This window comes from Rahnella bruchi (assembly GCF_003614975.1).
In the GTDB taxonomy this organism is placed as follows: domain Bacteria; phylum Pseudomonadota; class Gammaproteobacteria; order Enterobacterales; family Enterobacteriaceae; genus Rahnella; species Rahnella bruchi.
Window position 1 is genome coordinate 113,489 of sequence record NZ_QZWI01000002.1, and the last position, 14,497, is coordinate 127,985.

14 protein-coding genes are annotated in these 14,497 nt (G+C 52.1%); 6 read left to right on the forward strand and 8 right to left on the reverse strand.

The window, feature by feature from the left end; all coding sequences use genetic code 11:
- Nucleotides 1-171 precede the first annotated feature (171 nt).
- Entirely contained in the window at nucleotides 172-837 is a 666-nt protein-coding gene (gene fsa / locus D5398_RS05970; RefSeq protein WP_120506791.1) for a fructose-6-phosphate aldolase, read from the reverse strand.
- A gap of 145 nt (nucleotides 838-982) precedes the next feature.
- On the opposite strand from fsa, the gene D5398_RS05975 reads away from it, so the two are divergent.
- Genes D5398_RS05975 through D5398_RS05985 form a run of 3 tightly spaced genes read left to right on the forward strand, consistent with a single transcriptional unit; the run spans nucleotide 983 to nucleotide 5,124 of the window.
- Entirely contained in the window at nucleotides 983-1,882 is a 900-nt protein-coding gene (locus D5398_RS05975; RefSeq protein WP_120506792.1) for a glycyl-radical enzyme activating protein, read from the forward strand.
- A 5-nt stretch (nucleotides 1,883-1,887) separates the two neighbouring features.
- On the forward strand, nucleotides 1,888-4,320 hold the full coding sequence (locus D5398_RS05980; RefSeq protein WP_120506793.1) for a formate C-acetyltransferase/glycerol dehydratase family glycyl radical enzyme: 2,433 nt from the start codon (nucleotides 1,888-1,890) through the stop codon (nucleotides 4,318-4,320).
- Nucleotides 4,321-4,380: 60 nt separating this feature from the next.
- Nucleotides 4,381-5,124: a DeoR/GlpR family DNA-binding transcription regulator gene (locus D5398_RS05985; RefSeq protein ID WP_120506794.1), complete on the forward strand. Its 744-nt coding sequence runs from the start codon at nucleotides 4,381-4,383 to the stop codon at nucleotides 5,122-5,124.
- A gap of 18 nt (nucleotides 5,125-5,142) precedes the next feature.
- Here D5398_RS05985 and araD read toward each other — a convergent pair whose 3' ends face one another.
- On the reverse strand, nucleotides 5,143-5,838 hold the full coding sequence (gene araD / locus D5398_RS05990; protein WP_120506795.1) for an L-ribulose-5-phosphate 4-epimerase: 696 nt from the start codon (nucleotides 5,836-5,838) through the stop codon (nucleotides 5,143-5,145).
- 272 nt (nucleotides 5,839-6,110) lie between these two features.
- Here araD and osmB point away from each other — a divergent pair, with 272 nt between their 5' ends.
- Nucleotides 6,111-6,329 carry an osmotically-inducible lipoprotein OsmB gene (gene osmB / locus D5398_RS05995; RefSeq protein WP_015697121.1) on the forward strand — a complete coding sequence of 73 codons (219 nt, stop codon included), beginning with the start codon at nucleotides 6,111-6,113 and terminating at the stop codon, nucleotides 6,327-6,329.
- Nucleotides 6,330-6,570: 241 nt separating this feature from the next.
- Here osmB and yciH read toward each other — a convergent pair whose 3' ends face one another.
- Both yciH and pyrF read right to left on the reverse strand, forming a co-directional pair.
- Nucleotides 6,571-6,900, reverse strand: a complete 330-nt coding sequence (yciH, locus tag D5398_RS06000; protein ID WP_120506796.1) for a stress response translation initiation inhibitor YciH — start codon at nucleotides 6,898-6,900, stop codon at nucleotides 6,571-6,573.
- 12 nt (nucleotides 6,901-6,912) lie between these two features.
- Nucleotides 6,913-7,641, reverse strand: coding sequence for an orotidine-5'-phosphate decarboxylase (pyrF, locus tag D5398_RS06005; RefSeq protein WP_120506797.1), 729 nt, complete (start codon nucleotides 7,639-7,641; stop codon nucleotides 6,913-6,915).
- A 191-nt stretch (nucleotides 7,642-7,832) separates the two neighbouring features.
- Between pyrF and D5398_RS06010 the strand changes: the two genes are divergently transcribed.
- On the forward strand, nucleotides 7,833-8,120 hold the full coding sequence (locus D5398_RS06010; RefSeq protein WP_120506798.1) for an Arc family DNA-binding protein: 288 nt from the start codon (nucleotides 7,833-7,835) through the stop codon (nucleotides 8,118-8,120).
- A gap of 92 nt (nucleotides 8,121-8,212) precedes the next feature.
- On the opposite strand, the gene lapB is transcribed toward D5398_RS06010, so the two are convergent.
- The 3 genes from lapB to pgpB all read right to left on the reverse strand — a co-directional run bounded on the left by lapB (nucleotide 8,213) and on the right by pgpB (nucleotide 10,761).
- Entirely contained in the window at nucleotides 8,213-9,382 is a 1,170-nt protein-coding gene (gene lapB / locus D5398_RS06015; protein WP_120506799.1) for a lipopolysaccharide assembly protein LapB, read from the reverse strand.
- A 6-nt stretch (nucleotides 9,383-9,388) separates the two neighbouring features.
- Nucleotides 9,389-9,700 (reverse strand): LapA family protein, encoded by a 312-nt coding sequence (locus D5398_RS06020; RefSeq protein WP_120131034.1) that lies wholly within the window; start codon nucleotides 9,698-9,700, stop codon nucleotides 9,389-9,391.
- Between the two features lie 296 nt (nucleotides 9,701-9,996).
- Nucleotides 9,997-10,761 carry a phosphatidylglycerophosphatase B gene (gene pgpB / locus D5398_RS06025; protein WP_120506800.1) on the reverse strand — a complete coding sequence of 255 codons (765 nt, stop codon included), beginning with the start codon at nucleotides 10,759-10,761 and terminating at the stop codon, nucleotides 9,997-9,999.
- A 291-nt stretch (nucleotides 10,762-11,052) separates the two neighbouring features.
- Between pgpB and ribA the strand changes: the two genes are divergently transcribed.
- Nucleotides 11,053-11,643: a GTP cyclohydrolase II gene (ribA, locus tag D5398_RS06030; RefSeq protein ID WP_101076876.1), complete on the forward strand. Its 591-nt coding sequence runs from the start codon at nucleotides 11,053-11,055 to the stop codon at nucleotides 11,641-11,643.
- Nucleotides 11,644-11,719: 76 nt separating this feature from the next.
- Here the strand turns inward: ribA and acnA are convergent, their stop codons facing one another.
- Nucleotides 11,720-14,392, reverse strand: coding sequence for an aconitate hydratase AcnA (gene acnA / locus D5398_RS06035; protein ID WP_120506801.1), 2,673 nt, complete (start codon nucleotides 14,390-14,392; stop codon nucleotides 11,720-11,722).
- Nucleotides 14,393-14,497 lie beyond the last annotated feature (105 nt).

Here is a 14,497-nt window from a genome sequence, read left to right on the forward strand (position 1 = left end):
TTGAAACGATGTTTCTATTTTTTAGATCGGTAGTTTTATTAATTTATTCCGTCAATATTTAATTTCTGAGTGCAATCACATTTTAAGATTTTTATTATTCAGACGACATCCTTTCAAAAACAAAAAACCCGCAGCAGTCGCCTGTGCGGGTTCGGTATTGCAGGAATGAGTTCAGTCGATTGACGTGGTGCCAAAAGCCTGACGCCAGTCGGCATCAAATTTTTCAACTGCCGCCTGTACCGCCGGAGTATCGAGCAGTTGTTCCGCGACATCGACCGGCAGAGTGATTGACTGGCAACCGGCCAGCAGACAATCCATCGCCTGGCGGGGCGTTCTGAAACTGGCTGCCAGCACTTTTGATTGCGGCGCATGAAGGTTTAGCAGGGTCTGTAACGCTTTAACCATCGCGATACCATCACCGCCCTGCGCGTCCAGCCGGTTAACGTAAGGCGCGACATATTCTGCACCCGCAAGCGCCGATAACAGCCCCTGACCTGCCCCGTAAACGGCGGTGCCAAGAGTCGGGATATTCATGACTTTCAGTTTCTTGATCGCGGCCAGCCCTTCAGAAGTTACGGGGATCTTTACCACTAAACCTGGTACCCGCTGCGTCAGTAACAGGGCTTCGGCCACCATCTGCTCAGTATCTGACGCCATCACCTGCGCAAATAATTTGCCATTGCCGCCCAGTGCATCGCGCAACGCAGGCAACACTTCCCACAGCGGTTTACCCTCTTTCGCCACGATGCTGGGATTGGTCGTCACCCCCTGCAACGGCAATATTCGTGAAAGACGTTTGACCGCAGTCACATCAGCAGTATCGAGATACAACTCCATCACCCTCTCCTTAAACCTGTGAGCAAATGCAAAGTTCAGAGAGTGTACCTCTGCAAGCAGAAGGTTTGTTGATCACCATCAAAATCACTTTCGAATGAAAGACTATAAATTACGAAAGAAGAAATATGCACGAAGGAGTGTCGAGATGATTTTCAATGTGCAGCGTTATTCCACGCATGATGGTCCTGGGATCCGCACGGTCGTGTTTCTCAAAGGTTGTTCGCTGGGATGCACCTGGTGTCAGAACCCGGAGAGTCGTTCTGCCGGCCACGATATTTTGTTCGATACCCGCCTGTGCAGCACAGGTTGCAATTATTGCGCGCAGGTTTTTCCTCATGCAGTCACATTTGAAAACGGCAAAATCTGCGTCCGGCAGGAGAATTTTACTGCGGCGGATTTATGCCAGATTGAACAGACCTGCCCTTCCGCCGCGCTGAGCGTGTGCGGCAATGAGGTGGAGATCGATGCACTGATGCAACAAATTTTGCGTGATAAGCCTTTTTATCAGCGTACCGGCGGTGGCGTCACACTTTCCGGTGGCGAACCTTTTATGCAGCCGCAAACCGTACGGACGTTACTGCAACGCTGTAAACAGGAAGGTTTGCATACGGCCGTGGAAACCTGTCTGCATGTGCCATGGAAATACATTGAGCCCTCTCTCGGCACGCTCGATCTCGTGCTGGCGGATTTAAAACATGTCGCCGGTGAACCTTTTAAACGCCTGACCGGCGGCTCGGTAAAACGCGTTATGGACAATTTTCGCCGTCTTGCCGCTGCCGGACAAAAGCTTATCGTCCGCGTTCCGTTGATTCCTGATTTCAACGCTGATCGTACGTCCATCCGCCAGATTGTCGATTTCGCGGCGGAAGAAACCGGCTGCGAAACCATCCATTTTTTGCCATATCACACGCTTGGCATCAATAAATACGCCCTGCTCGGGCAACCTTATCTGGCCCCGCGCCAGCCGTTAAATGACCCTGACCTGCTGACGTTTGCCGAAGAGTACGCCGCACAAAAAGGGCTGTGTTCACAGTTAAGAGGATAAGAATAATGACCCAGCTGAATCTGAATACCCTTTCCGCCCGGATCCACGCTCATAAAGAAGCCCTGATCCATATCGTGAAGCCGCCGGTCTGTACTGAACGCGCGCGGCATTACACGCAGATTTATCAGCAACATGCCGACAAGCCGCTGGCGGTACGCCGCGCACTGGCGCTGGCTGAGCATCTCAGCAAACGCACTATCTGGATCAAACATGATGAGCTGATTGTCGGTAATCAGGCCAGTGAAGTGCGCGCCGCACCGATCTTCCCGGAATACACCGTGGGCTGGATCGAAAGTGAAATTGATACGCTGGCGGACCGGCCGGGCGCGGGTTTTGCTGTAAGCGAAGCGAACAAAAAAATCCTGCACGAGATTTGCCCATGGTGGCGTGGTCAGACGGTTCAGGACCGCTGCTACGGGATGTTTACCGACGAACAGAAAGCGCTGCTCGAAAGCGGGATTGTAAAAGCCGAAGGGAATATGACCTCCGGCGATGCGCATCTGGCAGTAAATTTCCCGCTGCTGCTGGAACTCGGCATTGACGGTTTGCGCCATAAAGTTGATGAGCGCCGCAGCCGCATTCAGCTGACTGACTGGGAAGACCTGCACAAAGAGCAATTGCTGAAAGCCATTGATATCACCCTGAACGCCGTCAGCACTCATGTTCTGCGCTTCGCAGAACTGGCGCGTGAAATGGCCATTTCGGAAACCCGCGAAAACCGCCGTACAGAATTACTGACGATGGCCGCGAACTGTGAATTGATTGCTCACCGGCCACCGGAGAATTTCTGGCAGGCGTTGCAGTTATGCTATTTCATTCAGCTGATTTTGCAGATCGAATCCAACGGCCACTCCGTATCATTCGGGCGTATGGATCAGTATCTGTATCCGTTCTACCGACGCGATGTGGAACTGGAACAGACGCTGGATCGCGGCCAGGCAATTGAACTGCTGCAAAGTTGCTGGCTGAAACTGCTGGAGGTGAACAAAATCCGCTCCGGCACACACTCCAAAGCGTCTGCCGGTAGCCCGCTGTATCAGAACGTCACCATCGGTGGCCAGACATTGCGCAATGGCGTTGCCTCGGATGCGGTCAATCCGCTGTCCTACGCGGTGCTGGAATCCTGCGGGCAACTGCGCTCCACCCAGCCGAATCTCAGCGTGCGTTATCACGCCGGTATGAGTAATGATTTCCTCGACGCCTGCGTGCAGGTGATCCGCTGCGGCTTTGGGATGCCCGCATTCAACAACGATGAAATCGTCATTCCTGAATTCATCAAGCTGGGTGTCGAAAAGCAGGATGCCTATGATTATGCGGCCATTGGTTGTATCGAAACAGCGGTCGGCGGCAAATGGGGATATCGCTGCACCGGCATGAGCTTCATCAACTTTGCCCGGGTCATGCTGGCTGCACTGGAACAGGGTAAGGACGCAAAAAGCCAGACCCGTTTCCTGGCGCAGGAGCGCGGGTTGTCGCAGGGCAATTTTGACGATTTCGAACAGGTTTTCGCGCAGTGGAATGAACAAATCCGTTATTACACGCGCAAATCTATCGAGATCGAATGCGTGGTCGATACGGTTCTGGAAGAAAACGCGCAGGATATTTTATGTTCCGCACTGGTCGATGACTGCATTGAACGCGGTAAAACCATTAAACAAGGTGGCGCGAAATATGACTGGGTTTCCGGTTTGCAGGTCGGGATCGCTAATCTGGGTAACAGTCTGGCTGCGGTGAAAAAACTGGTCTTCGAGCAGGGCACTGTCGGTCAGCAGGAGCTGGCCGACGCGCTGGCTTCCGATTATGCAGGGCTGGACGGCGAACGTCTGCGCCAGCGCTTGTTAAACGGCGCAGAGAAATACGGCAACGATCATGACGGAGTGGATAATCTTCTGGTGCGCGCGTACCAGTGTTATATCGATGAGCTGTCGAATTATCACAATACCCGTTTCGGCCGCGGTCCGGTTGGGGGTACGTATTACGCCGGTACGTCTTCCATCTCTGCCAACGTGCCTTTCGGTGCGGCCACCACGGCGACCCCGGATGGTCGCAAAGCCTTTACTCCGCTGGCAGAGGGCGCCAGTCCGGCATCCGGTACTGATCATCTCGGTCCGACAGCGGTATTTAACTCGCTGGGTAAATTGCCTACCGAAGCGATTCTGGGCGGCGTATTACTGAACCAGAAGCTTAACCCCGCCTCGCTGGAAAACGAAAATGACCGCCAGACGTTAATGTTGATGCTGCGGACATTCTTCGAGGAGCATCACGGCTGGCATGTTCAGTACAATATCGTTTCCCGCGAGACGCTGCTGAAAGCCCGTGAGGAGCCACAAAGCTATCGTGATCTGGTGGTTCGCGTGGCCGGTTATTCCGCGTTCTTTACGGCCTTATCGCCGGAGGCTCAGGATGATATTATCGCCCGTACTGAACACTCTCTTTAATGTTCTCAACTGATATTTCTTTTTTTGGGCGGTTCCTGCCGCCCTTACTTTTGGGCAATTATGAACGACAGACAACAAATCATTCTGCAATGGGTCAACGATAAACAGCGCATTAGCGTCACTGAGTTGTCACAGATATGTCAGGTTTCCGAAGTCACGATCCGTCATGATCTGACCCGGCTGGAGCAACGCCATTATCTGCGCCGTGTCCACGGTTTTGCCGTCGCAATCCAGACTGACGATGTTGATACCCGCATGATGTCGAATTTTGCGCAAAAGCAGAAGCTCGCGAAATTTGCCGCATCACTGATTCAGGACGGGGAAACTGTCTTTTTCGAAAGCGGGAGCAGTATCGCCCTGCTGGCTCAATATCTTGCCGATAAAAAGAATCTGACCGTGATCACCGTCAGCAGTTACGTGGCATCATTATTGAAAAGTATGCCGTGTGAAGTGGTTCTGCTGGGCGGGATGTATCAGAAAACCAGTCAGACCGTAGTCGGCCCGCTGACCAGACTGTGCCTGCAACAGATGAATTTCAGTAAGGCATTCATGGGTATTGACGGTTTCACGCAGATGACGGGTTTTACCGGTCGCGATATGCTGCGCGCCGATGTGGTGAATGCAGTGGTGGATAAAGGGGCGGAAAATATCGTCCTGACAGATTCTTCTAAATTCGGGCAAATTAATCTCAATCCGCTCGGCCCGATCAGCGCATTCAGCCGTGTGATCACCGATGACAAACTGCCGGAAGAATACCAGCAGCAACTTTCTGCGGCGGGTGTTAAGGTCAGCCTGGTGGGCTGACCTTTGGCATAACCAGGATCATTGACCGTAGTAAGCGTTCTTACCGTGTTTTCTCAGGTAGTGCTTATCTAACAGTTGCGGCTGCATATCCGGCAGTTGCGGCGTTAACTGGCGTGAGAAAATCCCCATATACGCGATTTCTTCCAGTACTACGGCGTTATGCACAGCGTTGTCAGCATCGGTTCCCCAGGTAAACGGGCCGTGTGAATGCACCAGTACCGCCGGAATATCTGCCGGTGACAGGTTTCTTTCAGTGAAAGTTTTGACGATCACTTCACCGGTTTCCCATTCATAGCGTCCGGCAATTTCCTCTTCCGTCATCCGGCGCGTGCAGGGAATATTACCGTAGAAATAATCCGCGTGAGTGGTGCCCCAGGCCGGAATGTCCAGACCGGCCTGCGACCAGATGGTCGCGTGGCGCGAATGCGTATGAACAATACCGCCCGCTTCTGGAAAATTAAGGTACAGTACCCGGTGGGTATCGGTATCCGAAGACGGCTTTTTGCTGCCCTCGACGATTTTGCCGGACTCCAGTTCCACCACCACCATGTCGTCAACGCCCATGTGGTCGTATTCCACTCCTGACGGTTTAATCACTATCAGCCCTTCTGCGCGGTCAACGGCGCTGACATTTCCCCAGGTAAAGGTCACCAGATTGTGGCGCGGCAGTGCCAGATTGGCCTCTAATACCTGCTCTTTCAGTTGTTTAAGCATCATGGTTCCCTCTTATTGCGATGCTTTATTGTCTGGTCGGGGGCAGTGAGCAGGTATGGGGCAAATCGCTAAAGAGTGCGTACAGTTCTGCTGCAAACGTAAAAGTGCCTGTTTGCACCGGAAATTGAGTAATGCCTGTTCGCTGTTTTAGTTTTTTGTGTGGTGAGAAGACGGGTTCATGGTGATTTAAGATTATTCACCTAGTGAATGGATATCAATTTCACTATTTTTAATTAACGGATGCACAACTGCGTCTCGAAAGGAGAAATATTATGATGCTCGTAAATAAACGTGTTGCCAGTATTGCACTGGTTCTTACTCTGGCGATGTCTGTCAGTGCTTGTGGTAACTGGTCAAAACGTGACCGTAACACTGCAATTGGTGCCGGTGCCGGTGCGCTGGGCGGGGCAGTTCTGACTGATGGCAGTACCTTAGGGACACTCGGTGGCGCGGCGGTAGGTGGTATTGTCGGGCACCAGGTTAGTAAATAAAACTGCCGGAGAATAAGTTCTATTTCATTGGCATCAAAAACGTAAGCGTTAAGCAACGAATAAAGCTAAAAATAGGATTTGGCAGTTTTTCAGGTCACCTTTCTTGTCATCTTTTTGGATGACAAACAGCGCTCCCGCGTTGTGATATCTCTAAAGTAACGCAAGATGCTGCACCGTTAAGGATGCAGCATCTTATTGTTTAAAAAATCATAGCTGTGGAACAGGACAGCAAAATCCGTTTTCAGCCTCCTGCCAGTTTCACTTTCATTCCTTTGGCTTCCAGCAACTGTTTCAGCAGGTCGCGTTTATCGCCCTGGATCTCAATCACGCCCTCTTTCACCGCACCGCCACAACCGCATTTTTTCTTCAGTTCCGCCGCGAGTTTTTCCAGTGCTACATCATCAAGATCGACGCCGGTGATCAGACACACGCCTTTGCCTTTACGGCCGCTGGTCTGGCGCTGAATACGCACAATACCATCCCCTTTCGGGCGCGCAACGACGGCTTTCGGCTCATCAATCCTTCCGCTGTCGGTTGAATAGACCAGGCGGCTGTTGTTGTCATTGCTCATACGTATTCCCTCTTAACGCAGTGAGGCGCGAATATCACGCAGGGTCTGCGCCGGATCGGCTGACTGCGTAATCGGACGGCCAATCACCATGTAATCGACACTGGCGGCCAGCGCCTCCTGCGGGGTCATAACGCGACGCTGATCGTCCGCCTTGCTGCCAGCAGGACGGATACCCGGCGTCACCAGCTGGAATGCCTGGCCCAGCGCAGATTTGAAGCGCGTCGCTTCCTGAGCAGAACACACCACGCCGTCAAGACCACAATCACGGGTCAGACGCGCCAGACGCTCGGCGTAATCGGCGGGCGAAAGGGTAATGCCTAAATCCGCCAGATCACTGCTTTCCATGCTGGTCAGAACGGTCACTGCAATCAGCAACGGTGCATCTTTACCAAACGGTGCCAGCGCTTCTTTGGCGGCGGCCATCATGCGCGCACCGCCGCTGGCGTGTACGTTGACCATCCACACGCCCAGATCCGCTGCTGCGGCCACGGCACGCGCGGTTGTGTTTGGAATATCGTGGAATTTCAAATCGAGAAAAACGTCAAAACCGCGCGTTTGCAAATCTTTGACCATCTGCGGACCAAAATGCGTGAACATCTCTTTGCCCACTTTCAGACGGCAATCACGTGGATCAATTTTATCGGCAAACGCCAGCGCGGATGCTTTGTCGGCATAGTCAAGTGCGACAACAATAGGTGATGTATTTAAGTCATTGTTGTTAATGTTATTTTCAGACTTCATATCGTCAGCCTCTTGTGTAAATTCAAATCGGGAAGGAAAAATAGTTTTTTTGCCGCCCGCATTTTACATGGCAAGACGCTGAATTCACAGCTACACATAATGTGACAGATTTATTAAATTTTTGTGAATCACTAGACGACTCAACAAGGCTGGCATAGCTTGTTACTTTTACTCTAAGGAAAGGCTGAAAAATGAGTGAGATAACAACCCTTACCGTCAAAATTCCGGTTGAATTAAAGGAATTGATCAAAAACGCCGCCGCTGACGCAGAACATTCATTAAGCGCAGAAGTAGCAGCACGCCTGGAACAGAGTTTTAATCCTGCCGCGCCAAAAAGCAAAAAGGCCGCAAAAGCGACCGAACACGAGATTGATAATCAGCATCTGGCGGAAGAAAGCGAACCTGCCCTGACCGCCAAAGAGATTAAAAAATTACGAACCTTACTGAACACACGTAAGACGAGCAGTAAGAAGAAGTAATTTTTAAATACTCTCCCGCGTTGTTCCCCTAAATAATTCGTGTTGCAGAAAGGCAGTGAGCGCATCTGCAATACGAAAAATGACGGGAAAAATCACTGGCCGTCTAATCCACGAATTGGTTTGATCGTCGCCCAGCCCCTGCATGACGGGCAATGCCAGTACAAAGAATGCGCGGTAAAGCCGCATTTATGGCAACGGTAACGCGGTTTAGTGCGGATCTGCTCGCCTACCATGTCTCGCAGTAAGACCAGACTTTCCTTTGCCCGCCCTTCTTCTGCATCAGCCAGATGGTAATCCATCAGGTGATGGAACACGCGCATGGTCGGATGGCGCTGAAGCTGGCGGTTAATGTAGTTCTGCGCCGTTTCACGCCCTTCCTCGTCATGAATGATTTCCGCCAGCATCAGCTCAGCAGCCGCACCGGTATTTTCATCCACACAACGTTTGAGAAACTCTGCCCAACCGAGCGTATCTTTCAGGTTCTGATAACATTCCTGGAGCATTGGCAAGGCTTCGCTGACCAGCTCTTTATCCTGCTCAAGCACGCGCTGCAAGGCTTCCGTCGCTTTACGATATTCGCCCTGCGCCAGTAAAATCCGCCCCTGCATGATAGATACGCGGGCGCAAAGTTTATCCGCAGCCGCCGCCTTTTTCAGCAGTCCCATCGCTTTATCAAAATCATCGGCAACCATCGCCTGCAAAGCCAGTTCACACCAGAAATGTGCAATTTCTTTACGGCGGTTTTCTTTGCCCAGTTTGACCAGTCGTTCAGCCACATCAATGGCATTTTGCCAGTCGCTGGTCGCCTGATGAATGATGAGCAGCTGCTCGAGTGCGAACAGCTGGAAATCCTGCTCTTTGACCAGCTGATTGAACATGTCTTCGGCGCGGTCATAAAAACCGGCGGCCATATAGTCACGTCCCAGTTGCTGAACGGCAAGCAGGCGCTGTTCAAAGGTCAGCGAGGCGCTTTCCATCAGCGACTGGTGGATACGGATTGCGCGATCCACTTCGCCACGGGAGCGAAAGAGGTTACCCAGAGTCAGGTGCGCTTCGACTGTGCTGCTGTCCTCTTTCAACATTTCAAGGAACAGGTCGACCGCTTTGTCCTGCTGATTGGAAAGCAGGAAGTTAACCCCTGCTACGTATTCACGCGACAGGCGGTTAGCATTTTCCTGTTTATCCTGCTGAGAACTTCTGCGCCCCATGTACCAGCCATAGGCGGCAGCAACGGGCAACAACAGAAACAGCAGTTCTAACATAGAAGATTATTCCTTGCTGACATCATAAGATGCTGCTGGTGGCGTAACGACGGCCACAGGCTCAATTTGTTGTTCAAGACGTTTGATTTTACGTTGTGCACGTCCCAGTGACACACGGACGCGGAGGTAGAACAACCCGCAAATGACCCAGCCGAGAATAAAACCGGTGGCAAACAACACGGCAAGCAGTGTGGAAACACGATAGTCACCCTGCGCCAGTAAATAGTTGAAGGTCACAGTCTGATCGTTATGGGCACCCAGAGTGATAGAAATCACAACGATGACCAGCAAAAATAAAAAAATCAGCAGATATTTCACATTCATTCCTGTAATGCCGGATGTACCGGATGAATTATGGCAAAAACTCTCGTCCCGACCTAATAAGTTAGCATTTCCGAACTAAGCAGGGAAATATTGCCGTCGCTTTAAATGCAATCTGTATCAACTTCGTACAATTTTTAATGATATATCCGACGCTGCATGCATCGCTGCAATCAGGCTAATGATAGGTATATGGGGATGAATGGCGCAAATTAAAGGGCCGCGATGGACGGCCCCTTTTGATGACAAACACTTACCGGTCATTTACCGGCAATCTGCTGGCTACTTAGCGGCTATTTAAGTGAGTCGCGCTCGCTGATTTCCTGCTTTTCAGCCGGCGGTGGCGTTAGCGGTCCGACATAGCGTTCGGTCAGCCAACAGGCCAGCGTCACCAGTATCCAGCTGATCCCGACGGAGGCGAGCAGGTCACGCGGCCAGTGCATGCCGAGCATCAGACGGCTGCCCATGACCGCTACGGCCCACACCATCAGCACGGTAACCGTTTTGTAGTGCTTACGACGCCATAATAACCCGATGCCTAACAAAGCCCAGGTGGCCGCAAACATGGTATGCCCGGAAGGAAACGCGTAGCCGGTATCGTTTTGCCAGCTTTTGTTCAGCCAGTGCGGGATTTGTACGTCATCCCCAAGAATTTCTTTCACCTGCTTGCCACGCAATTTGCTTTTTTGCGCATAAAACTCACCGACGTTCATCTGGTGGTCGGTGCCCAGCCACGCCACATAAGGCCGCGGCTCACGCACTTCTCCCTTGATGAAATCTTTCGCGTATTGCCCGACCAGCAATGAAGCGACAATAATCACGCCCAGCCCGATGGCGGGTTTGAGACGAAAGCGCAAACACCACAAGAACCAGCCACAAAGAATGACGGTTGTGAGAATACCCCAGGGCTCGCTCACCGTTTCGGTCACCCAGTACAGCGGGCGTAAAACGGAAGGATTTTCTCCCGGCACCCAGAGCCATCCGCTTATCCATACCGCGGCGGGCATCAGCATTAAAATTACAGCGCCGAGTGCGGTGCGTTTGGCGATATCAAACATAGTCTTCCCTTGCGTCATTCGTAAAAAAGAGTTGGAGTGTACCAACGTTGTCACTTCGTCACATTCCCAACGCTTCGATTGTTGAGGATGCAGTTATAATTCATATCTTATGAACTAATCGTTCAAATATTCCCGCTAAAATGAACAGCAAACTGTGGCAAAATGGTGCCCTGTCATGATGGAAAGGCACCGATTCCCTATCCACAGGCCGCATCTGAAAGTAGGATGCGCATCAACAAGTAAAATACTCACTGTGAATAAAGACTATTTGTGGTTTTTTTGGAGCGTAAAATGCAGCTGAAACGGGTGGCAGAAGCCAATCTGCCAACACCTTGGGGCGATTTCCTGATGGTGGGTTTTGAAGAATTGGCCACCGGGCACGACCACCTGGCGTTAGTTTTTGGTGACATCAGCGGTGAAACACCCGTTCTTGCGCGAGTTCACTCTGAATGCCTGACCGGTGATGCTTTGTTCAGCCTGCGCTGTGACTGCGGTTTCCAGCTCGAAGCGGCACTTAATCACATTGCTGAGGAAGGCCGTGGCATCCTGATGTATCACCGTCAGGAAGGCCGTAACATCGGCCTGCTCAATAAAATCCGTGCTTATGCACTACAGGACAAAGGCTACGATACCGTCGAAGCCAACCACCAGCTCGGATTTGCCGCAGACGAGCGTGATTTCACGCTGTGTGCGGACATGTTTAAGCTGCTCGGCGTTGATTCCGTTCGTCTGCTGACCAACAATCCGAAGAAAGTCGAAATCCTGACAGAAGCCGGAATAAACATCACCGAACGCGTCCCGCTGATCGTCGGACGCAACCCGGAAAACGAACGCTACCTGTCGACCAAAGCGGCCAAAATGGGACACCTGCTCGACAAGTAAGGGTTCTATAGTCCGATGGAAATATTAAGGGCACCTTAAGAAGGTGCCCTTTTTTTTATTGGCAGAAGAGCCGGTTTTACAGCATTTTGCGGATCACGTAATGCAGGATCCCGCCGTTCTGGAAGTACGTCAGCTCGTTGCCGGTATCGATACGACAACGGGCATTCACCGTTTGCGCATGTCCGTCGGCGTAAACGATATGCACCGCCACATCCTGTCCCGGCGTCAGGGTTTGTAATCCGCTGACGCTTATCTGCTCATCGCCGGTGAGTTTCAGCGTTTTACGGGTAACACCCTGCGGGAATTCGAGCGGTAAAATACCCATACCGATAAGATTCGAGCGGTGAATACGTTCGAATGATTCGGCGATCACCACGCGCACGCCCAGAAGACGCGGCCCTTTGGCTGCCCAGTCCCGACTAGAACCTGAACCGTACTCTTTACCGGCTATGACCGCCGTCGGCACGCTTTCATGCTGATAGCGCATCGCGGCATCATAAATCGCCAGCTGATCCTGAGACGGAATATGACGGGTATAACCGCCCTCCACTCCCGGTACCATTTCGTTTTTGATACGGATATTCGCGAACGTCCCGCGCATCATCACTTCATGGTTACCACGACGCGATCCGTAAGAGTTGAACGCCTTAGGTTCGACCCCATGCTGTTTGAGGTAAAGCCCGGCCGGACTTTCAGCTTTGATATTACCCGCTGGTGAGATGTGGTCAGTGGTCACAGAGTCAGCCAGAATCGCCAGAATACGGGCGTCCTTAATATCTTCCAGCGCATCCGGCTCGGCTTTCATATCACTGAAGAACGGCGGATGGCGGATGTAAGTGGAATCTTCCTGCCAGGTATAAGTCGGCGTACCATCGACCTGAATCGCCTGCCAGCTGGCATCACCGTTGAAAACTTCGGCATATTCTTTGTGGAACATGTCCGTCGTCACCTGCCCGACCGCATTGGCAATGTCGTTGGCAGAAGGCCAGATATCTTTCAGATATACCGGTTTACCGTCTTTATCCTCACCCAGCGAATCCTGCGTCAGATCGACATTCATATTGCCCGCCAGCGCGTAAGCCACCACTAACGGCGGTGAAGCCAGCCAGTTGGTTTTAATCAGCGGATGGATACGCCCTTCGAAGTTACGGTTACCGGAAAGTACCGCACCGACGGTCAGATCACCGGCTTTAATAGCCGATTCAATCGGTTCAGGCAGCGGCCCGGAGTTACCGATACAGGTCGTACATCCGTAACCGACCAGATTAAAACCGAGTTCTTCCAGATACGGCATCAGACCGGCAGCATTAAGATAATCGGTCACCACTTTAGAACCCGGTGCCAGCGAGGTTTTCACCCATGGCTTGCTGGTGAGCCCTTTTTCTGCGGCATTTTTTGCCAGCAGACCGGCCGCCATTAACACACTCGGGTTGGACGTATTGGTACAAGAAGTGATGGCTGCAATCACCACCGCACCGGTGGTCAGGGCATAATGCTGACCGTCCAGCGTGAATGTCTCTTTATCGCTGCGGTCCCCTTTGCTGTTACCCAGCTCCAGCTCCGTCGCGGCTTTGAATGCTTTTGGTACATTGGGCAGTGCGACGCGATCCTGCGGGCGTTTCGGCCCGGCAAGGCTCGGTTCAACATCGCCCATATCGAGCGACAGCGTGCTGGTAAAGACCGGCTCATCACCGGCATTACGCCATAAGCCCTGCACCTGAGAGTAGGCTTTCACCAGTTCGATTTGTTCGTCGCTGCGGCCACTGAGTTTCATGTAGCTCAGCGTCACATCATCAACCGGGAAGAATCCGCAGGTGGCACCGAATTCCGGCGACATATTGGCGATGGTGGCGCGGTCGGCCAGCGGTAAGTCAGCCAGTCCGTCACCATAGAATTCAACGAACTTGCCGACCACACCGTGTTTACGCAGCATCTGCGTGACCGTTAACACCAGATCGGTCGCGGTGATGCCTTCGCGTAATTTGCCGGTCAGTTTGAAACCGACCACATCGGGGATCAGCATAGAAACAGGTTGTCCGAGCATCGCCGCTTCGGCTTCGATACCCCCACAGCCCCAGCCTAAAATGCCCAGGCCGTTAATCATGGTGGTGTGGGAATCGGTGCCGACCAGAGTGTCGGGATAGGCGACCGTTTTGCCATCCTGTTCTTCATACCAGACGGTTTGCCCGAGATACTCAAGGTTAACCTGATGACAGATACCGGTGCCGGGCGGAACCACGCGAAAACGGTTGAAGGCTTTTTGTCCCCAGCGCAGGAACTGATAGCGTTCGTTATTACGCTCCATCTCCAGCCGGACGTTTTCGTCAAAAGCCTGATCATCACCAAACTCATCGACAGTTACGGAGTGGTCAATAACCAGATCGACAGGAGATAAAGGGTTTACCTGTTCGACATTGCCGCCAAGGCGTTTGACCGCCTGACGCATTGCCGCCAAGTCCACCACAGCAGGTACGCCGGTGAAATCCTGCATCAGAACACGCGCAGGCCGGTAAGCAATTTCTCTGTCCGCATGGCCGGTTTTCTGCCAGCTGACCAGTTCCTGCAAATCACTTTCCGTTACGGTGTCGCCATCAACGTGGCGCAGCAGATTTTCAAATAAAACTTTGAGGGATTTGGGCAGGCGCTGGATATCACCCAGCGTTTTGGCTGCGAGTGGCAGGCTGTAGTAGTGGAACTCCTTGTTCTGGACCGCCAGCTTATCCAGACTGTTCTTGCGAATAGACGACATAGCTTCTCCTTTAGCGCTCAGCGTGGCCGTAAGGAATAACCCGCTGGCTTATAAGTGCATAGTTAAAGATAACACAAATAATTGTTAACATTCCGATAACAGCTC